Annotated in this window: 19 protein-coding genes, 1 tRNA gene and 1 pseudogene; 2 read left to right on the forward strand and 19 right to left on the reverse strand. The window is 70.4% G+C overall.

Going from position 1 to position 20,313, the window contains the following annotated elements:
- Window positions 1–137 precede the first annotated feature (137 nt).
- The gene (locus AB3X52_RS14175) at window positions 138–1,160 is read left to right on the forward strand and encodes an AsnC family transcriptional regulator (protein WP_367994741.1); all 1,023 of its coding nucleotides are present in this window, start codon (window positions 138–140) and stop codon (window positions 1,158–1,160) included.
- Window positions 1,161–1,246: 86 nt separating this feature from the next.
- Here AB3X52_RS14175 and AB3X52_RS14180 read toward each other — a convergent pair whose 3' ends face one another.
- The 18 genes and pseudogenes from AB3X52_RS14180 to AB3X52_RS14265 form a co-directional block, all read right to left on the reverse strand.
- The gene (locus AB3X52_RS14180; RefSeq protein ID WP_367994742.1) at window positions 1,247–2,866 is read right to left on the reverse strand and encodes an FAD-dependent monooxygenase; all 1,620 of its coding nucleotides are present in this window, start codon (window positions 2,864–2,866) and stop codon (window positions 1,247–1,249) included.
- Window positions 2,867–2,906: 40 nt separating this feature from the next.
- Window positions 2,907–3,866 (reverse strand): MBL fold metallo-hydrolase, encoded by a 960-nt coding sequence (locus AB3X52_RS14185; RefSeq protein ID WP_367994743.1) that lies wholly within the window; start codon window positions 3,864–3,866, stop codon window positions 2,907–2,909.
- Window positions 3,867–4,001: 135 nt separating this feature from the next.
- Window positions 4,002–5,459, reverse strand: a complete 1,458-nt coding sequence (locus AB3X52_RS14190) for an MFS transporter (RefSeq protein ID WP_367994744.1) — start codon at window positions 5,457–5,459, stop codon at window positions 4,002–4,004.
- Between the two features lie 120 nt (window positions 5,460–5,579).
- Complete coding sequence (locus AB3X52_RS14195) at window positions 5,580–6,131, reverse strand: MarR family winged helix-turn-helix transcriptional regulator (RefSeq protein ID WP_367994745.1); 552 nt, start codon at window positions 6,129–6,131, stop codon at window positions 5,580–5,582.
- Window positions 6,132–6,193: 62 nt separating this feature from the next.
- Window positions 6,194–6,973, reverse strand: coding sequence for an amino acid ABC transporter ATP-binding protein (locus AB3X52_RS14200; protein WP_367994746.1), 780 nt, complete (start codon window positions 6,971–6,973; stop codon window positions 6,194–6,196).
- On the reverse strand, window positions 6,970–8,433 hold the full coding sequence (locus AB3X52_RS14205) for an ABC transporter substrate-binding protein/permease (RefSeq protein WP_367994747.1): 1,464 nt from the start codon (window positions 8,431–8,433) through the stop codon (window positions 6,970–6,972). Before AB3X52_RS14205 ends, AB3X52_RS14200 begins: the two co-directional genes overlap by 4 nt.
- A gap of 233 nt (window positions 8,434–8,666) precedes the next feature.
- Entirely contained in the window at window positions 8,667–9,302 is a 636-nt protein-coding gene (locus tag AB3X52_RS14210; RefSeq protein WP_367994748.1) for a heme-binding beta-barrel domain-containing protein, read from the reverse strand.
- A gap of 433 nt (window positions 9,303–9,735) precedes the next feature.
- A tRNA-Ala gene (locus tag AB3X52_RS14215) sits at window positions 9,736–9,808 on the reverse strand.
- 78 nt (window positions 9,809–9,886) lie between these two features.
- Window positions 9,887–10,483 (reverse strand): histidine phosphatase family protein, encoded by a 597-nt coding sequence (locus tag AB3X52_RS14220; RefSeq protein ID WP_367994749.1) that lies wholly within the window; start codon window positions 10,481–10,483, stop codon window positions 9,887–9,889.
- Window positions 10,480–10,857, reverse strand: coding sequence for a ribosome silencing factor (gene rsfS / locus AB3X52_RS14225; protein WP_367994750.1), 378 nt, complete (start codon window positions 10,855–10,857; stop codon window positions 10,480–10,482). The genes AB3X52_RS14220 and rsfS overlap by 4 nt, the downstream gene beginning before the upstream one ends.
- Window positions 10,854–11,486 carry a nicotinate-nucleotide adenylyltransferase gene (gene nadD, locus AB3X52_RS14230; RefSeq protein WP_437440556.1) on the reverse strand — a complete coding sequence of 211 codons (633 nt, stop codon included), beginning with the start codon at window positions 11,484–11,486 and terminating at the stop codon, window positions 10,854–10,856. Before nadD ends, rsfS begins: the two co-directional genes overlap by 4 nt.
- Window positions 11,487–11,502: 16 nt before the next feature.
- Window positions 11,503–11,655 carry a hypothetical protein gene (locus AB3X52_RS14235; protein WP_367994751.1) on the reverse strand — a complete coding sequence of 51 codons (153 nt, stop codon included), beginning with the start codon at window positions 11,653–11,655 and terminating at the stop codon, window positions 11,503–11,505.
- A gap of 27 nt (window positions 11,656–11,682) precedes the next feature.
- Complete coding sequence (locus AB3X52_RS14240) at window positions 11,683–12,936, reverse strand: glutamate-5-semialdehyde dehydrogenase (protein WP_367994752.1); 1,254 nt, start codon at window positions 12,934–12,936, stop codon at window positions 11,683–11,685.
- A 191-nt stretch (window positions 12,937–13,127) separates the two neighbouring features.
- Window positions 13,128–14,012 carry a phosphotransferase family protein gene (locus tag AB3X52_RS14245; RefSeq protein WP_367994775.1) on the reverse strand — a complete coding sequence of 295 codons (885 nt, stop codon included), beginning with the start codon at window positions 14,010–14,012 and terminating at the stop codon, window positions 13,128–13,130.
- Window positions 14,013–14,021: 9 nt separating this feature from the next.
- Window positions 14,022–14,966 (reverse strand): annotated as a pseudogene (locus AB3X52_RS14250) (electron transfer flavoprotein subunit alpha/FixB family protein); the annotation flags it as partial.
- Window positions 14,967–14,987: 21 nt separating this feature from the next.
- Window positions 14,988–15,794 carry an electron transfer flavoprotein subunit beta/FixA family protein gene (locus tag AB3X52_RS14255; RefSeq protein WP_367994753.1) on the reverse strand — a complete coding sequence of 269 codons (807 nt, stop codon included), beginning with the start codon at window positions 15,792–15,794 and terminating at the stop codon, window positions 14,988–14,990.
- A 171-nt stretch (window positions 15,795–15,965) separates the two neighbouring features.
- Entirely contained in the window at window positions 15,966–16,391 is a 426-nt protein-coding gene (locus tag AB3X52_RS14260) for a hypothetical protein (protein WP_367994754.1), read from the reverse strand.
- Between the two features lies 1 nt (window position 16,392).
- Entirely contained in the window at window positions 16,393–17,178 is a 786-nt protein-coding gene (locus tag AB3X52_RS14265; protein ID WP_367994755.1) for an enoyl-CoA hydratase/isomerase family protein, read from the reverse strand.
- A gap of 95 nt (window positions 17,179–17,273) precedes the next feature.
- Here AB3X52_RS14265 and glgX point away from each other — a divergent pair, with 95 nt between their 5' ends.
- Window positions 17,274–19,466 (forward strand): glycogen debranching protein GlgX, encoded by a 2,193-nt coding sequence (glgX, locus tag AB3X52_RS14270; RefSeq protein ID WP_437440555.1) that lies wholly within the window; start codon window positions 17,274–17,276, stop codon window positions 19,464–19,466.
- A 96-nt stretch (window positions 19,467–19,562) separates the two neighbouring features.
- Here glgX and AB3X52_RS14275 read toward each other — a convergent pair whose 3' ends face one another.
- Window positions 19,563–20,213 carry a GNAT family N-acetyltransferase gene (locus tag AB3X52_RS14275; RefSeq protein WP_367994757.1) on the reverse strand — a complete coding sequence of 217 codons (651 nt, stop codon included), beginning with the start codon at window positions 20,211–20,213 and terminating at the stop codon, window positions 19,563–19,565.
- Window positions 20,214–20,313 lie beyond the last annotated feature (100 nt).

Here is a 20,313-nt window from a genome sequence, read left to right on the forward strand (position 1 = left end):
CGCCCACGGCGAGCTCCTTTCTCCTCCGCCGACGGGTCGACCGCTCGGCGTGTGCCAGAGTTCATTGGATGCAGAGAAGCGTGCGCCGGAATTTCCTCATACCTTCATCAGCGGCGTGCGCGACGTAGCATTCGTGCATGCTGAGCGAGACGGATCTCGAATTCGTGCATGCCCTTCAGGAGGCTCCGCGGGCCTCGTGGAACCTGCTCGCCCAGGTGCTCGAGACCGACGCCCGGACGGTGGCCAGGCGCTACGTCCGATTGCGGGACGAGGGGCAGATCCGGGTCGTGGCCACGCTCGGTCCGCGGATGTTGGCCGAAGCCCATTGGGCGCACCTGCGCGCGCGCACCCTTCCCGGCCAGGCCCTGACAGTGGCACGCCAGCTCGCCGAGTGGCCACAGGCGGCGTCGGTCCGGGTCACCGACGGAGCGTTCGAGGTGTATGCGTGGCTCACCGGGCTCGACGCCCGGACGCTGTGGCGCTCCACCCAGGAGGGGATCGCCCGGATCCCGCAGATCGTCCGCGCGGACATGCAGACCGTGGTCGAGTCCCTCGACATCGGCCGCGCCGAGCGGCTCGACGTGCTCTCTGCCCGACAGGTCGCCGCCCTGCGTCGTCAGCAGGTCCCTCCGACGCCGCCGGGGCACGAGGCCACCCGGTTCAGCGAGGCCGACGCCGAGCTGTGGCGCCTGCTGGCCGATGGGCGGATGGAGGTCGCCCGGGCGGCCGACCATCTCGGACGCAGCCCCAGCGCCGTGTCACGTCGGATCGCCAGACTCCAGGCGGACGGCTATCTCGACTTCGTCACCATGATCGCCGAGCCGCTCTCCTCCGCCCCGCACGCGGCGCTGATCTGGTGTCGCATCGACCCCGACGAGCTCGGTCTGCTGCAGCGTCACCGGGCGGAGCTGCACTGGGCTGGTCTGCTCAGCGTGGCCACCGGCCGCTCGAACGTCATGGCGATGGCGAACCTCACCACCCTGGGCAGCCTGAACGCCGTGATCGCCCAGCTGCGAGCGGTCTGTCCGTCCGTCGAGATCCACGACACCCAGCTTTCGGCCCAAGCGGTGAAGCGGCACTCCCGGATGGTCACCGACGAGGAGCTGTGGACCGACGAGATCACGAACCCCTACCCCGACCTCTCCCGCGCGTTCGAGTGAGCCGGCGGCCCGACTGTCGGGTGTCGGCCGTCGCTCCTCGGACCGTGCGAGGTCCGTCGAACCGCCTGCGACAACGGCTGTCTGGGTCAGGCCTGGCTCTGGGACACCATGCGGTAGGCCGCGGGGGAACCTGCGACGCCGAGCACCCGGTCGATGGCGCACCGGATCGCCGCGGGGTCGCCGACAGGCAGGGTCGCGGCGAGATGCGCATCCGGACGGACGACCCAGACCTCGTCGGGGCGCAGCCCGAGGACACCGGGCGCGTCGGCATGGAGGTCGCGGAGGCGGTGCACGGTGATCGGCCGGACACCGTCGAGGGCTGCCCCTTCGACCATGCCGACGTCGACCTCGTCCCCGCACAGCAGCGTGAATGACTGACGGGCGAGCAGCCGCAGGCGGCCGCCGTCGGCGAGGGGGTGGTCGGGGATCAGCACCCCGGGGGCGGGCGGCGGGACGCTGCCCTTGGCCGGACGGCCGCCGCAGGGCCGGCCGGCCGCGGGTGTGGTCAGCGGGGAGTCGGCGTACCAGAACGGCTCCGCCAGGCGGCCGGAGTCGACCAGCGCGCGCGCCTCGTCACGGGTGCGCGCGGCCGTGAGGGTCGCGACCCGTCGGTCGCGGTGCTCGTCGTCCTGGGGCACCAGGAAGTCCATGGTGGCCCCCGTGACGTCGAGGTTCTCGACCGCGGCGGCGTGGCGCTCGTCGTGGTAGCTCTCGAGCAGTGAGTCGCCGGCCAGCCCACGCCAGACGAGGGCCAGCTTCCAGGCGGCGTTCTCGGCGTCCTGGACACCGGAGTTGAGCCCGCGGGCGCCGAACGGCGAGACCAGGTGGGCGGCGTCGCCGGCGAGCAGCACGCGGCCGACCCTGAACCGGTCCGCGATGCGCTGGTGGAAGCGGTAGACCGACTTCCACACGATCTCGTAGGGCGTGTCCCCCACGATCATCCGGATCCGCCGCTCAAGCCCGCCGGACGCCTCATCGGCCTCCAGGTCGAAGTCGGCGGGGACCTGCCAGTCGATGCGGAAGGTGGAGTCGGGGCAGGGATGGATCAGCACCTGGCGACCGGGATTCCACACCGGATCGAAGTAGAACCGTCGCTCCTGGGCCCACTCCCCCAGGTCCGCCCTGATGTCGCAGATCAGGAACAGGTCGCCGAACGTGCGTCCGTCCAGGGTGACTCCCAGCATCTGCCGCACAGCGTCACCGCGGGCGCCCGAGCAGGCGACGGCGTACGAGCCCGCGACCTCGGCCACGCCTCCGGCGGTCGCGCACGTCACCGTGGCCGACGTCTCGTCCTGGGCGATTCCGGTGACCTCGTGGCCCCAGCGGACGTCGATGAGCGGTTCGGCGGCGATCCTCTCGTCGAGGATGGCCTCGGTCTCGCTCTGGGAGAGGTTGACGAACGGCGGGAACGCCGACCGCCCCGAGTCGGCGAACTCGGTGCAGAACAGCTCATGGTCCTGGTGGAAGGTGCGCGCCCGCTGCCAGGTCAGACCGCGCTCGGCGATCTCACGGCCGGCACCGGCAAGGGTGTCCCACGCATCGAGGACGTCGCGCTGCTGCACGATCGCCTTCGAGCCCACCGGGTCGCGGCGCGGGCGCCGGTCCAGGACGATGCTCGGCACTCCCCAGTGGGCGAGAAAGAGGGCCGAGGTCTGGCCGACGGGGCCGTTGCCGATCACCAGGACCGGCTTGGTTTCGGGAGGCATGATCGCGTACGTCGTCTCGTGTCCGGGCAGCGTCGTCGGCTCAGCCCTGGAGCTGGTCCCAGACCTCACGGTCACGCTCGGCGGTCCAGATGACCGGCCAGTCGACCCCGTTGAGCTCGTCCCAGAGCCGGGAGACGTCGAAGGGCAGGCAGTGCTCGAAGATCGGCCAGCCGCCGAACTTCGGCGCCAGCGCCGCGTGGCAGGCCTCGAAGGCGTCCTTCAGCGTGCCACCGCGAGCCTGGACCGCCGCGACCTCGGTGATCATGGTGGTCAGGAAGCCGCGGGTCTGGGTGATCGCCGCCTCGACCGCCTCGGTGCCCCGCGCCACCGCGCCCCGGCCCCCGATGAGCTGCTCGGCGCCGTAGGCCGCGATCCGGTCCAGGGTGCCGGTCGACCACTCCTGGTGGAACGCATCACCGGTGTAGAGCGCCGCCTGCGCCTCCACCAGGTCACCGGCGAAGAGGATCTTCTGCTGGGGCAGCCACGCCACGATGTCGCCCGCGGTGTGCCCCCGGCCCACGTGCTGCAGGACGAGGTCGCCCCGGTCACCGCCGAGGTCGATGGTGAAGGTGTCGTTGAACGTCACCGTCGGCCAGGTCAGGCCCGGGATCGAGTCGGGGTCGTCGAAGAGGCGCGGCATCCGGCCGAACTCCGACTCCCAGTCCTGCTTGCCCCGCTCCCCGACCAGGAACCTGGTCTTCTCGTGCGCGACGATCACCTCGGCGTCGAACGCGCTCGCGCCCAGCACACGGACCGCGTGATAGTGGCTGAGCACCAGGTAGCGGACCGGCTTGTCGGTGTGCTCGCGCAGCTTGGCCAGCCACTTCCTCGCGGCCGTCGGCGTCGCCAACGCCTCGAAGCAGACCAGGAAGTCCTCCCCCTCGATCGCACCCAGATTCGGGTCCCCCTCGGCGGTCAGGGCATAGACGCCCTCGGCGAGGACCTCCAGGGTCTGCTCCTTGGCGGCCAGATCAGCGGAAGAGGCGAACGGCTTGTTCATGATTTGAGTCCCGTCATAGTCATAAAACCTTTTATGATTCGACTGTAGGTGATCGCCGTCACGCTGGCAACCCCGCCTCCGGCCTGCCGCCCAGCGGCGGGACGCCCCCGACGTCCCGCCGCCCCAGGCCTCGGATCAGGGAGAGACCTCGTCGAGGACGCGGCCCCGCGTGCTCGGCGCGAACTGCGCGAGCACGGACGCGACGACCATGCCCAGCGTCACCAGGACCAGCGCGGCTGTCGCGTTGAGGTGCGGCAGCGCGGGAGCCAACGCCACGATGCCCAGGCAGCCGCCGATGTGCCCGACGCCGTCGACGAGGGCGAAGCCGGTGCTGCGCGCACGGGTCGGGAAGCTCTCCGCCGTGAGTGCGTAGGACGGGGAGACCCACCCGTTGAACCCGAAGAAGATGACCGCAGAGCCGAGGAACGCCAGACCGAGATGACTGCCGGCCAACCCCACGAGCAGGGCACCGACCAACGTGATGGCCGTGTTGATCGGCAGCCAGTAGTGCCGGTGCAGCCTCTCGGCGAAGAGCGCCATGAACACACTGGAGGCGACGAATCCGAGCGTCCCGACTGCGGCGATGACGCCTGCGGTCGGCGGGGCGTACTTGATTCCCGTCAGGACCGAGGTGAACCCCGAGGCGTAGGAGTAGACGGTGATGTACCCGGTGAACCACATCACCAGCAGCAGCGCCGCCCGGCGCCGGTAGAGCCGGCTGCCGAAGATCTCCCGGTACGGCAGCTTCGCCGGCGGCTTGATCTCGACGTCCGAGCCGATGACCGGCTCGGCCAGCGGGCCACGACGCGATGCGTGCGCCTCCATCCCAGCGACGACGGCGTCGGCATCGGCGATGCGGCCCTGGCCGACCAGCCAGCGCGGCGATTCAGGCAGTTCGACACGCACCAGGATCGACAGCAGCGCCAGGATCGCGCCGATGGCATACATCCACCGCCACCCCGACGTGAAGGAGTCGCTGGCGAGGGCGAACGGGAGCCCCTCCGGCCAGGGCGATTTTCCCGTGGTGAGCAGGAGCCCGAGCCAGATGCCGATCAGCGCGCCGAGCGCCGACATGACGAAGACGACCGCCGTGAACTTCGCCCGACCGCGCCGCGGCGCGACCTCGTTGAGGTAGACGTTCACCACGGCCAGGTCGGCGCCGATGCCGATCCCGGTGATGAAGCGAGCAGCGATGAAGTTCCCGTAGTCGGGCGCCAGCGCGTTGTAGAGGGAGCCCAGGCCGGTCACGAGCATGGTGATGAGCAGCATGTTGCGCCGTCCGATCCGGTCACAGATCGGGCTGAGGACGAGCGTGCCGATGACGTAGCCGACCAGGTTGAGCACGACGGGGAGGCTCAGCGAGTCGAGCGCATTCTCGGGCGTGCACCCGGACTTCAGCTGCACGCATGTCTGCACGAACGACACGTTGATGTCGAAGATGTCATAGAAGGTGAAGAGGAATCCGGTGCCGATGATGCCGATGAACAGGTACGACAGCGACCAGACGGTCATCCGGTCCAGCCGGGCGATGATGCCGGCCGGACCGAGGTCTGCGCCGGCGCTTTCGGAGGCAGGGTTGGCAAACGTACTCAATGGGCCCTCCGTCGAGGTGGGGGACGGCTGTGGCGGCGGCCGCCCGAGCACGCCCGACGTCATACAACCTTTTACGACGCCGCAGAATACGTGACCCCAGTCACATTGGGAAGGGATGGATCAGTCGTGCCGACGGCGGACGTCAAGGCCCGGCGCGGCCGTCAGCAGCTTGGCGACGATCCGGGTCGCTGCCTCGCGCTCCTCCGCCGTCAGCACCGAGGCCCACAGCTGCTCGCGACGGTTGTGGTCGGCGTACACCCCCTGGATCGCCTCGATGCCCGCCTCCGTCAGTCTGAACAGCACGCTGCGCCCGTCCGCGGGGTCGGGGAGCCGCTCGAGGATGCCCCGTCGCTCCAGCGTGTTCGCCAGGGTCGAGGTCGCCTGCCTGCTGTTGCCGGAGAGCTTCGCGGCGATGCGCGCCTCGAGCGGACCGGCCATCCACAGCACGAAGACGAGCCGGAAGCCGGCCCAGCTCCATCCCGCCGGGCGGTGCACCGACGACTCCAGATCATAGACGACCGTGCTCGCGGCGCGCGTGAGCGTCAGGACGAACCGCATCGCCTCGACGTCGAGCCCTGGCTCGAGCTCGGCCGCACGTTCCTCGGCGAACTGCACGAACGTCTGGAAGTCGAGGTCGGCGACGTTCACGTCGTCGTCGGCGCGCTCAGTCATGCGCCAAGCCTGCCATCGCGCGAGCCGAAGCGGCGGCGCACGCGCCCGCGGAACGCGCGACCTCAGCCCGCCTCGAGCACCCGGGCGAGGAACCGGCGGGTGCGCTCCTCCCCTGGGTCGACGAGCACCTCGGGGCCGCCGCGCTCGGCGATGACGCCTTGGTCGAGGAAGAGGACCTGGTCGGCGACGTCGCGCGCGAAGCGGACCTCGTGGGTGACGATCACCAGCGTCCACCCCTCCGCGGCAAGGTCACGGATCACAGCGAGCACCTCCCCCACCAACTCGGGGTCGAGCGCGGAGGTGGGCTCGTCGAGCAGCAGCACCTCCGGCTTCAGGGCGAGCGCCCGCGCGATGCCCACCCGCTGCTGTTGACCGCCGGAGAGCTGGGCGGGATAGGCGTGCTCGCGACCGGCGAGCCCGACCTGCGCAAGCAGTGCCCGAGCATCGGCCTCCGCCTCTTCGCGGCGACGCCCCTGCACCTGGACCGGCCCCTCCACGAGGTTGCCGAGGACCGTCTTGTGGGGGAACAGATTGTGGGCCTGGAAGACCATGCCGCTGCGGGCGCGCAGCGCCTTGACCGTACGCCGCCGCTCGGCCTTGCTCCGGGGCAGCGCCGCGAAGTCGACCGCGGCGTCCCCGATGCGCACGCGTCCCCGGTCCGGCGTCTCCAGGACGTTGAGCGACCGCAGGACCGTCGTCTTGCCGGAGCCCGACGGCCCGAGCAGCACGGTCGCCGTACCCCTCTCCACGGTGAAGTCCACGCCCCGGAGCACGTGATGGTCGCCGAAGGACTTCGCCAGGCCGGCGACCTCGACGAGGCTGGCGGCGGGATCCGTCGTCATGTGGCGTACCTTCCGAGTCGCTTCTCCAACGCATGCTGCCCGAGCGAGACGAGGTAGCAGATCACCCAGTAGTACACCGCGGCGAGGCAGTAGAGCGCCATGAACCGCGAGCTCACCGCCGCCGATACCTGCGCCTCACGGAGCAGCTCGACCACGAGGACCACGGACGCGAGCGAGGTGTCCTTGACCAGCGACAGCAGCGTGTTGGACAGCGGGGGTACGGCGATCCGCGCGGCCTGCGGCAGCACGATGCGCCGCATCCCCTGCCAGTAGTCCATGCCGATCGTCGTCGCCGCCTCGAACTGACCGCGCGGCACCGAGAAGATCGAGGCGCGGATCACCTCGGCGGCGTAGCCGCCGACGTTGAGGCTCAGCGCCAGGCACGCCGCCGGGAAGCTCGGCAGCTCGATCCCGATCTCAGGCAGCCCGTAGAAGACGATGAACAGCTGCACCAGCAGCGGTGTGCCCCGGATGATCGAGATGTAGACCCGCGCGGGCACCTTCAGCAGGCGGTACGACGAGAGTCGCGCGAGGGCGACGGCGAGCGCGATGACGAGACCGCACACGAAGCTCACCGCGGTCAGCGGGATCGTCCCCTTGAGCGCTCCGCGCAGCATCGGCCACGCAGTGTCCTGCACGACCTGCCCCGTGCTGCGGCCGGCGTTCGAGCCGGCGACCTTGACCGCCCCGGCATTGCGCACCGACACGTCAGCGCCGAAGTACTTCTTCGAGATCTTCGCCAGGGTGCCGTCCGCGGCCAGCGCGGCCAGCGCCCGGTCGGCCTGGTCCCGCAGGTCGCGGTCGGTCGGACGGAAGACGAAGGCCTGGCGACCGATCTCGTTGCCCGCGTTGCCCGCGATCTTGACCTTGTGCGACCCGGACGTCGCCAGGTAGTCGAGCACCGCGATGTTGTCGTTGACGACGGCGTCGACCCGACCCTGCGCCAACAGTGCCGCAGCCTGGGAGAACTGGTCGACGTACTGGATCTTCGCGCCGGCGTCCCGCGCGACCTGCGTCCAGTTGCTGGTCGGCGTCTCCGCCGCCGTCCTGCCCTTCAGGTCGGCCAGCGTGGTGATGTCGTCGGTGTCGGAGGCCGTGACGATGACCCCGTGCGAGTACGTGTACGGCCGGCTGAAGATGTAGTGCGCCTGGCGGTCGGGGTTGATCGTCACCTGGTTGGCGATGACGTCGATCCGCTTCGCGTCGAGGGCGGGGAACAGCGAGTCGAACGAGCCCTTGGTGAAGCGCAGGTCCCACCCGGCCTTCTCGGCGACGGCGCGGACCACCTCGATGTCGAAGCCGGTCAGTGCGCCGGTCCGAGGATCGGCGTACGTGAACGGCGGGTAGGTGCCCTCGGTGCCGACCCGCACCACCGGGCGCGCCGGGTCCGAGGCAGCCACCGCAGGCGCCGGCGCGGATGTCGCGACCACGAACACGCCGATCGAGAGAAGGAGCAGCACCAGCGCCCGCCCCCACACACGAGGTGCGACTCTGCGTCCCACGACACTCCCCCGAGCTCGACTGCGTTCCGACTCGCACCTGCGCGCGGTACCCCTCGCTCGGTGCCGGTGAACCACTATCCCGCACACCGCCGGGTCCGTGCGGCGACGCGGCCGTCCACCGCGGCGGAGGACCGCACGGACGCGGAAGAGCCCGAGCCGGAGGCTCGGGCTCTTGTCGTCTGGCGCGCGGCTCAGCCGATCTCGACGCTCGGGTGGAAGCGCCTGACCCGGTGCAGTGTGTTCTGGTCCGTGTGGTGCATCTCCGCGCCGGTGGCGGACAGGCGGAGCAGCAGGTCGGAGGTGTAGCTGAACGTGCCGTCGTCGTGGAAGGTGAAACTGCTGGTGAAGTCCTTGATCTCCGCCCGCTCCATCAGATAGCGGTTCTGCAGAATGCCGTACGACGGGTCGCCCGGCTTGGCGTCGAAGTGGAGCACGCGGTCGCCGACCTGCGCGTCGCTGCCGGCGAGGATCGCGATCCCACGGCCGAACACGACATTGCGGATGACCTGCCCGTGGGCCTTGTCCCAGAGCAGGAAGCCGATCTCGTCGTGGAAGGGGTCCATGGCCTCCTCGCCGTGGCGCCACGCGGTCATGCTGTAGCTCAGCCCCCAGAGCACCTGCCGGCCGTTCTCCTGGATCGGGATCGGCTTGAAGCTGGCCTTCTCGAAGTAGGACGTGTGGCTCGTCTCGTCATCCTGGTTGTGGTACGACAGGTCGAGGCCGGCGTCCCCCTCCCACTCGCCGACCAGCGGCGTCAGCGGCCCGAGCTTCTGCGGCCCCTGGACGCGGACGCGGTCGGTCGTCGGGGTCTCTGCGGTCGTGCTCATCTGCGTCTCCACTCCGTGCTGTGCCAACGCGGCCGTCGTCCCCAGGCGTACGCCGACGAGCGGGCGCCGCGGAATCTTGATCGATTCAAAGGTGAGCCTGGCAGATAGACTTGCGAAAGGCAAGTCTTGCGCTATGCAATTGCATCGTGTCGGCGTTGGTGCGCGGGCGCGTGTTAGCGCACCGGGCAGATGCCAGAGCGCACGACTCCTCCGGGACCGGCCAGAATCGGAACTCCTGGCCCGGGCCAGGAGCGAGATCGACGATCAGGTCGACGTCGCTCTCTTCACGACCCCTGGGTGGACAACCCTCGAACCCGGAACCCCAGGCTGAGGACCGCTTGGGGTTGGGCCCAACCGTCGCGCGCGAAGCGCGCCATGAATGACAAGACGACCTGGTCTGCGCTTTCCGCAGACACAGGCCGTCTGAGTCTTGTGGAGCTGAGGGGACTCGAACCCCTGACCCTCTGCATGCCATGCAGATGCGCTACCAGCTGCGCCACAGCCCCAAGCCGAATCACTCCGGCGTGGTGTTCCCGGGATGCTCCCTCGGCAACGACGAGAACATTAGCGGACAGGCTGCGCGATCACGAAATCGGGGCCGTCCGGTTGTACGCCGCCAGTCGCCAGGGGCCCTCGTCGCCCTCGGAGACGAGCTCGGCCCAGCCGCAGTTGGACATCCCCCGCAGCGCGCTGTCGACGTCGACGGGCCATCCCATGAGCCGGGAGATGCCGTGGCGCACCGCGGTGCCGTGGGACACGACGACCGCCGTCTCCCCCGCATCCAGCGCAGCACCGACCTCGGCGAGCGCCGCCGCGACCCGGTCCGCGACCGCGTCGGCGGACTCACCGCCGAGCGCGCTGAGCTCGGGCCGCGTCGTACCGTGGCGCGCCCAGATCTCGTCCGTCGTGAGGCCTTCGATCGCGCCGGCCGAGGTCTCACGCAGCCGGCGGTCGTGCCGCGGCTCCAGCCCGACACGCTCGCCGACGTACGCCGCGGTCTGGACGGCCCGGGCCAGGTCGGAGCACCACAGTGCGACCGGCGCGTAGGCGGCGAGCGCGGGCGCGACCGCCTTCGCCTGCAGGTGACCGAGCTCGCTCAGCTCGACGTCGGTCTGTCCCTGCCAGCGGCGCTCGGCGTTCCACGGCGTCTCACCGTGGCGCAGGAGGACGAGCCGCCTCACCGCTCGTGGGAGACGACGTCGGCGGGCAGGTCGATGGTCGGGCAGTCGCGCCAGAGCCGCTCGAGGGCGTAGAACTGCCGCTCCTCCTCGTGCTGCACGTGGACGACGACGTCGCCGTAGTCGAGGAGGACCCAGCGGCCCTCGCGCTGCCCCTCGCGGCGGAGCGGCTTGGCGCCGGCGCCGCGGAGCTTGTCCTCGATCTCGTCGACGATGGACTGCACCTGGCGCTCGTTGGGCGCGGAGGCGAGCAAGAAGGCGTCGGTGATGGCCAGCTGGTCGCTGACGTCGAACGCGATGATCTGGGAGGCCAGCTTGTCGGAGGCCGCGCGGGCGGCGGCGACGACGAGCTCGGTGGCGTGGTCGGTGGCGGTCATGCTCGATCCGTGGTCTTGGGGGCGTAGAGGTCGTGCTTGCCGATGTACTGCACTACCCCGTCGGGCACGAGGTACCACACCGGCTCGCCACGGCGGTGACGCTCGCGGCAGTCGGTCGACGAGATGGCCAGCGCAGGGATCTCCAGCATCGTCACCCGATCGCCGGGGATCTTGGCGAGGACGTCGTCATCCATCGTGTAGCCCGGCCGGGTGCAACCGACGAACTGGGCATACTCGAACAGCGCCTCGGCGCCTCGCCAGGTGAAGATCTCGGCGAGGGCGTCGGCGCCGGTGATGAAGAAGAGCTCGGCCTCGGGCAGCGCCGCCGCGAGGTCGCGCAGCGTGTCGAGGGTGTAGGTCGGCCCACCTCGGTCGATGTCGACCCGGCTGACCGTGAACCGCGGGTTGGCGGCGGTCGCGATCACCGTCATGAGGTAGCGGTGCTCGGCGGGCGAGACGTCGCGGTGCGCCTTCTGCCACGGCGCGCCGGTCGGCACGAAGATGACCTCATCGAGGTCGAAGAACGCCTGGACCTCCGAGGCCGCGACGAGGTGGCCGTGGTGGATCGGGTCGAACGTCCCGCCCATCACTCCGACGCGGCCGCGCCGTCCGCCGGCCAGCCCGGTCAGGCCGCTGAGGCCCGGCTCAGGAGTGCTCGCGACCACCGGCGAACCAGATCAGGCCCAGGAGCGCACCCAGCAGGATCACGATGGCGACCGCTCCGATGATCCAGTGGTTGACCTTCTCGGAGTGCTCGGCGGCCTCGGCGGCGATGCGCGTGACGAGTGGAGTCGACATGGGCGTGATCCTACCGGTGCACCGAGGTCACTCGCGCACCTGCCCGTCCCCCGTGACGACGTACTTCGTCGAGGTCATCTCCTGCAGCCCCATCGGGCCGCGCGCGTGGAGCTTCTGGGTGCTGATCCCGATCTCCGCGCCGAAGCCGAACTCGCCACCGTCGGTGAAGCGTGTGCTCGCGTTGACCATCACCGCCGCGGCGTCCACGGCCGCCGTGAAGCGACGCGCTGCAGCGAGGTCCTCGGTCACGATCGCCTCCGTGTGTCCGCTCGACCAGCGCCGGATGTGGGCGATGGCCGCCTCCAGGTCGGGTACGACGGCGGCGCTGATCTCCAGCGCGAGGTACTCCGTCGCGTAGTCCTCGTCGGTGGCCGCCACGACGCCGTCGAAGTGGCAGAACTCGGTGTCACCGTGGATGGTGACGTCCTCCTCCTGGAGCGCCTCGATGACGCGCGGCAGGAACTCGTGGGCGACGTCGGCGTGCACGAGCAGCGACTCCGCGCTGTTGCAGACGCTGGTGCGCTGGGTCTTGGAGTTGAGGACGAGGCGCAGCGCCTTGTCGAGGTCGGCCGCCCGGTCGACGTACACGTGGACGTTGCCGACACCGGTCTCGATCACCGGGACCGTCGACTCCTCGACGACGCTGCGGATCAGCCCCGCTCCCCCACGCGGGATGAGGACGTCGACGAGCCCCCGCGCACGCATGAGCGCCTTCACGCTGTCGTGGGTGTCACCGGGCACGAGCTGGACGGCGTCCGCCGGCAGGCCGCCGGAGGCGACGGCGTCGCGCAGGACCTCGGCGATCGCGGCGTTGCTGGACCGCGCGCTCGACGAGCCGCGTAGGAGCGCGGCGTTGCCGGACTTCAGGCAGATGCCGGCGGCGTCCGCGGTGACGTTGGGCCGCGCCTCGTAGATCATCCCGACGACGCCGAACGGCACCCGGACCTGACGCAGCTCCAGACCGTTGGCGAGAGTGCTGCCCCGGACCACCTCGCCGACCGGGTCGGCGAGCGCGGCGACGTCGCGCAGTCCCTGCGCCATCCCCGACAGTCGTTCCTCGGTCAGCCGCAGCCGGTCGACGATGTTGGCCGGCGCGCCGTCGGCCTCCGCGCGGGCGACGTCCTCGGCGTTGGCAGCGAGGACCTCCGGCGCCCGCGCGAGCAGCTGGTCGGCCATCGCGTGCAGCGCGGCGTCCTTCACGCCCCGCGTCGCGAGCGCGAGCTCATAGCTCGCCTCCCGCGCGCGCAGGGCGACCTCACGGATCTGCGTCTCGGCGCTCATGGCTCAAGCCTAAGGCGGATGGCCTACGGCACGCCTCGGTGTTCCACGGGCGCCGGGCGGCTCCTCGGCGCCCGCCACTGCGAGCCGAACAGAAATCTGTTCGGCCGGCGCACGCACCGTGCGCCGGCGACGCCCACTCCGGCCCGACTGACCACTCCGGCCTGACTGACCAGCCCGGCCTGACTGACCGGTCAGTCAGACGGCAGGGCATGGACGTCGCCCCGGCGCGCGATGGCCAGCAGGTGGTCATGGGCCCGGGCGGCGACCGGGTTGGCATCCTTGCGCGCCGCCAGCTCGACAAGCGCCACCAGGTCGGCGCACCGGGCGAGCTCCAGGGCCTCGTCGTCGGCGCCGCCCCGCAGCGTCACCCAGCCGCGCAGCACGCCGGCGACGTACTCCTGACGACGGTCGAAGCGGACCAGGTTGCCGAGATCGGAGAACGGTGATCCCGCATGGCTGAACTCCCAGTCGAGCACCGCTGACACGGCGAGCGTGTCCGGGTCGAGGAGGACGTTCTTGGGGTTGAGGTCGCTGTGGACGAGGCTGACCCGGCCGACCGTGTCGAGGCGGGTCTGGGCGGCGGCCGCCACGTCCCGCAGCGCCAGCAGGTCGTCCTCGGACCACGCAAGCCCGTCCGCGTGGGAGGCGACCCAGTCGGTGAGGTCGAGGTCGTACGGCGCCACCCGCAGCTCCCGGTCGGCGAAGGTCCCGCCGACGAGCTGCGGCATGCCGGCGAGCGTCCCGGCGATCCGGCCGAGCGCCTCCCCCACCCGCGTGAGGGACGGGCCGTCGAGCGTGGGCAGCAGCAGGTCACCGCGTACGCCGGCGACGTGCTCGGTCACCAGCAGCGGCGGCGTCCCTGCGACCGGGTCGGCGCGCCGGACCTCGAGGACCTCGGGCACCGGCACGAGGCCACGGACCAGCCGCAGCAGCGCCGCCTGGATCTCAGCGGCCTCGGGCGCATGGCGCGGGTCGGCGAAGATCCGCACGACGGATCGCTCCCCGCCGGCCTCGGCCAGGAAGGTCTCGCCCGACCAGCCGCCCTCGAGCGGCGTGAGCGACGTGAGCAGGTCCATGCGCCGATCCTCCCAAATGACCGCGGGAAGGACGGTGTGGAGGTCACCCACGACACCGAAGTCGACGAGCTCGAAGATCGGGGCCTCCTCGTCCTTGTTGACGGCCACGATGGTCTTCGAGGTCTGCATGCCGGCACGGTGCTGGATCGCGCCGGAGATGCCGTTGGCGACGTAGAGCTGCGGGCTGACGGTCTTGCCGGTCTGACCCACCTGGAAGGTGTGCGGCATCCAGCCCGAGTCGACCGCGGCCCGCGAGGCACCCACCGCCGCACCGAGCGCGTCGGCGAGCTTCTCGATCGGCTCGAAGTTGCCACCGGTGCCACGACCGCCCGAGACCACGATCGCGGCCTCGGTCAGCTCCGGGCGACCCGACGCCTTGCGCGGCTGCGAGGCCACGATCTGCGCGGTCTTGGCCGCATCGGAGATGGTCACCGCGACCTGCTCCACCGCACCGGCGCCGGCAGCCTCCTCCGGCGCGGCCGAGTTCGGCTTGACCGTGATGATCGGCGTACCGTGCGTGACCTTCGAGGTCACCGTGAAGTTGCCGGCGAAGACCGACTGGGTCGCCACCGGACCCCCATCAGCCCCGGCCTGGACGTCGACGGCGTCGGTGATCAGCCCGGACTCGAGCTTGATCGCCAGGCGACCCGCGACCTCCTTGGTCTCGGCGCCCGAGGGCAGCAGGATCGCCGCCGGGCCGGCCTTGGCGGCCAGCTGCTGGAGCGCCTCGGCCTTGGGCGCCACCGGGTAGCCCTTGATCTGGGCGTCGTCGACGACGTAGACCTTCTCCGCGCCGTACTTCGCCACCGCCTCCGCGGCACCCGCGGCCTGGTCCGGCGCGCCGATGAAGACCGCGGACGGCTCGCCGAGCCGCTTGGCGATGGTCAGCAGCTCGAAGGTCGGCTTCTTGACAGCGCCATCGACGTGGTCGATGAGAACGAGAACCTCAGCCATGATGCGTATCCCTTCCTGGCCTCAGATGAACTTCTTCGAGGCGAGGAAGTCGGCCAGCGCCTTGGCGCCCGAGCCGTCCTCGTCCTTGACGATCTCGCCGGCGGTGCGCGGCGGACGAGCCGTGGTCTCCTCGACCGCGGTCCACGCCGCCGCCAGACCCACCTGACCGGCCTCGAGGCCGAGGTCGGCCAGCGACCAGGTCTCCAGCGGCTTCTTCTTCGCGGCCATGATGCCCTTGAACGACGGGTAGCGCGCCTCACCGGACTGGTCGGTCACCGACAGCACCAGCGGCATCGTGCCGCCGATGACCTCGGTCGCGGTGTCGCCGTCCCGCTTGATCCGGACCTGGTCGCCCTGGGTCTCCACCACCGAGGCCAGCGTGACCTGAGGCACGCCGAGACGCTCGGCCAGCATCGCCGGCACCACACTCATGCCCGCGTCGGTCGAGGCCAGGCCACCCACGACGAGGTCGAACTTCTTCCCAGAATCCGAACCCAGCTTCTCGACGGCCTTGGCCAGCACCAGCGACGTCGCGACCGCGTCCGAGCCGGCGATCGCGTCGTCCACGACGTGCACGGCCTTGTCGGCACCCATCTGCAGGGCCTTGCGTACGGCGGCCTCGGCGGCCTGCGGACCGACGGTCAGCGCGGTGACCTCGATCTCCTCCTCCGCACGCTTCTCCTTGATCTGGAGCGCCTGCTCGACGGCGTACTCATCCAGCTCGGAGAGCAGACCATCGACGTTCACCCGGTCAACGGTGTTGTCCGACTCGAACTGCCGATCGGCAGTCGCGTCGGGGACGTACTTCACAAGCACAACAATGTTCATGGTGGTCGGCCTGGTCGGCCCCTCCTGCATAGTCGTAGTTCGCGCCGATGTTACCGATCAGTCACAACGGTCGATACGGGTCGCTCCGTTGAGAATGTCACACTCGCTGAACGAGCGTTAAGGCGGTTCGGGATGAGGACGCGCGCCGGCGCGCGTGCGTCAGGCGTGCCGTCAGGAACGCGGCCGCAGGACCCAGGTCAGGATCCGGCCCACGACGAGCCAGGCGAGCGCCCCGAGCCCATAGTTGAGCAGCGCGACCTTGATGTGGGCATCCGGCTCGGCGAACTTCTTGATCGGGTTCGCCAGGTCGAAGACGCCGACGTCGGCGACGTCCGCAAGGTTGAGGATCCCCTTCACCAGGCCGTTCTCGGTGTTGGTCTTGAGCGCGATCAGCAGTGCCCCCACCGCCAGCACGAGCGCGGCGAGCACGCAGACCAGCCAGACCAGCCGGGCGGCGTACGCCCTCACCTTCGCGGCCATCGCCGACGCGGAGGCCGTGCGCGAGGCCCGCGCACGCTTGTCCGCCCCGCTCTCCGAGGAGTGCTGCGGTGTGTCCTGTGACGAGTTCTCCATCGTGCCTTCCCCCTTGTCGGTCACCTCAGCGCCCCTCGAACACGGCCTTGCCGGGTCCGTTGGCGACGAAGGAGTCCATGCCGATCGTGCGGTCCTCGGTGGCGAAGAGCGCGGCGAACTGCTGCCGCTCGATCTCCAGTCCGGTGGCGAGGTCGACGCCGAGCCCCTTGTCGATCGACTCCTTGGCGGCACGCAGCGCGTACGGCGCCGCCGTCGCGAACTGCCGCGCCCACGCGACCGCCTCCGCGTAGACGTCGGCGGCCGGCACGACCCGGTCGACGAGCCCCATCGCGAGCGCCTCATCGGCCTTCACGAACCGGCCGGTGAAGATCAGGTCCTTCGCCTTCGACGGACCGACGAGACGCGCGAGCCGCTGCGTGCCGCCCGCACCCGGGATGATCCCGAGCAGCACCTCGGGCTGGCCGAGCTGGGCGTCCTCGGCGGCGAAGCGTACGTCGGCCGCCAGCGCCAGCTCGCAGCCACCGCCCAGGGCATAGCCCGTGACCGCGGCGACGACCGGCTTCGGAATCTCGGCCACCGCCGTGACCGCGGACTGCAACGACGCACCCCGCCGGACCATCTCGGTGTAGGAGACGTCCGCCATCTCCTTGACGTCGTTGCCGGCCGCGAAGAGCCGCTCTCCGCCGTACAGGACGACGGCGCGGACGTCCTCGCGCTCGGCGGCCTCGGCCGCGGCGGTGCGCAGCTCGTCCTGCACCTGGAAGTTGATCGCGTTCATCTTCGGGCGGTCCAGCCTCAGGGTGGCGACGCCCTCGTCGACCTCGAGGCGGATGAATTCGGCTGTCGTCATGCGTCGCACCCTAGGCCATCGCCGGCGCGTCGGGCCGCCGCTCCACGCGGGCATCGCGATCGGCGAAGACGGCTTCGCGGGCGTCATCGGCGACAATGCCGGGCGTGGAAGCGGGAATGTGGAGCCGTCTCGGCGAGCGGGCCCCGGTGTGGCCCGGGAGGAACTGGCCCCTGGGCGCGACGTGGTCGCCCGAGTCGACCAACTTCGCCGTCTACGCTCCCAACGCCACCGCGATGTGGCTCTGCCTCTTCGACGAGGACGAGAGCGGCCGCGAGGTCGAGACGCGCCACCCGCTGACCCAGCGCTCCCTCGGCATCTGGCATGGCGCCCTGCCCGACATCGCGCCCGGCCAGCGCTACGGCTATCGCGCCGACGGCCCGTGGGACCCCGCTCACGGGTTCCGGTTCAACCTGCACAAGCTCCTGCTCGACCCCTACGCACGCGCAACGTGCGGCACCATCGAGAACCATCCTGCGTTGTTCGGCTACCGCTGGGACGACCCGGCCACGCCGGACACCCAGGACTCCGCACCCGTCACCGGCCGCAGCGTGGTCGTCGATCCCTCCTTCGACTGGGAGGGCGACCAGCCCATGCGGACACGCTGGCGCGACACCGTGCTCTACGAGCTCCACGTCAAGGGGTTCACCCAGCTCCACGACCGCGTCCCCGAGCACCTGCGTGGCACGTACGCCGGCCTCGCGACGCCCCATGTCGTCGACTACCTCCGCGATCTCGGCGTCACGGCGGTCGAGCTGCTCCCGGTGCACCAGTTCTTCTCCGAGACCGCGCTGCTCGAGCGCGGCACGGTGAACTACTGGGGCTACAACACCATCTCCTACTTCGCCCCCGACGCGTCGTACTCCTCCTCCGGGGACCGGGGTCAGCAGGTCACCGAGTTCAAGGAGATGGTCAAGGCGCTGCACCGTGCCGGCATCGAGGTGATCCTCGACGTCGTCTACAACCACACCGCGGAGGCCGGCCCGACCGGGCCGACGCTCTCCTTCCGCGGGCTCGACGACCGCGGCTTCTACAAGCGGGTGCTGCCCGAGGACGGCGGATTCGACGACACCTACTGGGACGTCACCGGCTGCGGTAACACGGTCGACACCTGGAACGACCTCGCGCTGCGGCTGATCCTCGACTCGCTGCGCTACTGGGTCGAGGAGATGCACGTCGACGGCTTCCGCTTCGACCTGATGTCGGCGCTGAGCCGGACGGGCTACGACATCGACTTCCACTGCGCCCTGCTCATCGCGATCGGCCAGGACCCCGTCCTGCGCCACGTCAAGCTCATCGCCGAGCCCTGGGACGTCTCCATGGACGGCTACCTGGTCGGCCGCATGCCGCCCCCCTGGGTGGAGTGGAACGACCAGTACCGCGACACGATCCGCGACTTCTGGCGCGGCCGCTCCGACGGCGTACGCAACGTCGCGACGCGGCTGGCCGGGTCGAGCGACCTGTACGCCGACGACGGCCGCTCGGCCTACAACTCGGTCAACTTCATCACCGCCCACGACGGCTTCACGCTGCGCGACTTGGTCTCCTACAACCACAAGCACAACGAGGCCAACGGCGAGGACAACCGCGACGGCACCGACAACAACCGGTCCTGGAACCACGGAGTCGAGGGCGAGACCGATGACGAGGCGATCGTCCGGCTCCGTCGCCGACAGGCCGCGAACCTCATGGTCACGCTCTGCCTCTCCAACGGCGTCCCGATGATCACCGCCGGTGACGAGCGCGGGCGCACCCAGCGCGGCAACAACAACGCCTACTGCCAGGACAACGAGATCTCCTGGATCGACTGGCGCGCCGACCCCGTGCCGGAGGACGGCTACGCCGGGGCATGGCTCGACGTCTACGAGACCACCCGCGCCGCGCTCAAGCTGCGTCGCGAGCACCCGGCGCTGCGTCAGCGGCACTGGTTCGAGGGCGCGCCGACCATCCCCGGCGGCCCGAAGGACCTCGCCTGGCTGCATCCCTCAGGTCGCGAGATGACCGAGGCCGACTGGGCCGACACGTCGCTGAAGGCGGTCGGCGCCTTCGTGTCGGGCGCGCCGCTGCGCGAGCCCGGCCGCTGCGGCGAGCAGCTGATCGACGCATCGTTCGTGCTGTGGTTCAACGCCTCCGACAAGCCGCTCACGATCGTGCTCCCGGAGAACGAGTGGGTCCATACCGGCGACATCGTGCTCTCCACCGACTTCCGGCTTCCCGTCGGCACCGCGGTGAAGGCCGGCGACCGGATCACCCTCGGCCGTCACACCATCGTCGTCATCCAGGGTCACTGACCGCGAGGCGCCACTCATTCCCTGCCAGATGTCATCCATTCCGCCCACGAGGGCACGGTGTACGCCGGAGGCGGCCGCCCCGGCCCGTCCACAACCTCAGGCGAGACCGACCAGGTCGCGTACGCCGGCGACCCCGGTGACCTCCAGCGGCTCCTGGTAGCGAACGAGGTCCTCGGGCGCGAGGACGAGCTCCTGCACGACGGCGAGCTCGCCGGGGCGGCGCACGACGCGGCGTACGCCGTTCTCGCGGTAGCCCACCTTGCGACTGACCGCGAGCGACGCGGGGTTGTCCGTGAACGCCGCGGAGGTCACCTCGGCGGCGTCGAGGTGGTCGAAGAGGAAGGCGCAGAAGACCTGGCGCATGACCGTGCCGATGCCCCGGCCCTGATGGGCGCGGCCCAGCCAGGAGCCGGTCTCCCCCGTGCGGGTGACGAGATAGTCCTTCGTCGAGATCCCCTGCACCCCGACAAGCTCGCCCTCCCACAGCACCGCGAGCTCGAGCGACCAGGTCTCCGGAGCGAACCGGGACCGGACGCCCCAGTGGTAGCGAGCGAGGTTGCGCGGCAGCTCCTCGGCGGGCGCCGTCGACCACGGCACGAAGAACGGCATCGCGTCCGGGTCGTGGATCCCGGCGACGGCGAGGTCGCCCAGGCCGGCGAGGAGGTCGTCGGTGATCCCGCACAGCTCGAGCGGACCGGCGGTGACCCGCAGGCCCAGGACCGGGAAGACGGAGGCGGCGGTCGTCATGCCGCAGAGTCTCGGCATGACAGCCGCCGCCGGGCAAGAGGTTTGCGGCCCGCCGGCGGGGCTCACCGCCCTCTCGCGCGCAACGAGCGACCTCTCGGGC

This window comes from Nocardioides eburneus (genome assembly GCF_040838215.1).
In the GTDB taxonomy this organism is placed as follows: domain Bacteria; phylum Actinomycetota; class Actinomycetes; order Propionibacteriales; family Nocardioidaceae; genus Nocardioides; species Nocardioides eburneus.

Excerpts from the sequence above, each read along its gene's own strand:
- AB3X52_RS14210 (WP_367994748.1), bottom strand. The coding sequence starts at position 9,302 with ATGAGCACGACCGCAGAGACCCCGACGACCGACCGCGTCCGCGTCCAG.
- rsfS (WP_367994750.1), bottom strand. The coding sequence starts at position 10,857 with ATGACCGCCACCGACCACGCCACCGAGCTCGTCGTCGCCGCCGCCCGC.
- AB3X52_RS14185 (WP_367994743.1), bottom strand. The coding sequence starts at position 3,866 with ATGAACAAGCCGTTCGCCTCTTCCGCTGATCTGGCCGCCAAGGAGCAG.
- AB3X52_RS14195 (WP_367994745.1), bottom strand. The coding sequence starts at position 6,131 with ATGACTGAGCGCGCCGACGACGACGTGAACGTCGCCGACCTCGACTTC.
- AB3X52_RS14275 (WP_367994757.1), bottom strand. The coding sequence starts at position 20,213 with ATGACGACCGCCGCCTCCGTCTTCCCGGTCCTGGGCCTGCGGGTCACC.
- AB3X52_RS14175 (WP_367994741.1), top strand. The coding sequence starts at position 138 with ATGCTGAGCGAGACGGATCTCGAATTCGTGCATGCCCTTCAGGAGGCT.
- AB3X52_RS14240 (WP_367994752.1), bottom strand. The coding sequence starts at position 12,936 with ATGAGCGCCGAGACGCAGATCCGTGAGGTCGCCCTGCGCGCGCGGGAG.
- AB3X52_RS14200 (WP_367994746.1), bottom strand. The coding sequence starts at position 6,973 with ATGACGACGGATCCCGCCGCCAGCCTCGTCGAGGTCGCCGGCCTGGCG.
- glgX (WP_437440555.1), top strand. The coding sequence starts at position 17,274 with ATGCCGGGCGTGGAAGCGGGAATGTGGAGCCGTCTCGGCGAGCGGGCC.
- AB3X52_RS14265 (WP_367994755.1), bottom strand. The coding sequence starts at position 17,178 with ATGACGACAGCCGAATTCATCCGCCTCGAGGTCGACGAGGGCGTCGCC.
- AB3X52_RS14245 (WP_367994775.1), bottom strand. The coding sequence starts at position 14,012 with ATGGACCTGCTCACGTCGCTCACGCCGCTCGAGGGCGGCTGGTCGGGC.
- AB3X52_RS14180 (WP_367994742.1), bottom strand. The coding sequence starts at position 2,866 with ATGCCTCCCGAAACCAAGCCGGTCCTGGTGATCGGCAACGGCCCCGTC.
- AB3X52_RS14235 (WP_367994751.1), bottom strand. The coding sequence starts at position 11,655 with ATGTCGACTCCACTCGTCACGCGCATCGCCGCCGAGGCCGCCGAGCAC.
- AB3X52_RS14255 (WP_367994753.1), bottom strand. The coding sequence starts at position 15,794 with ATGAACATTGTTGTGCTTGTGAAGTACGTCCCCGACGCGACTGCCGAT.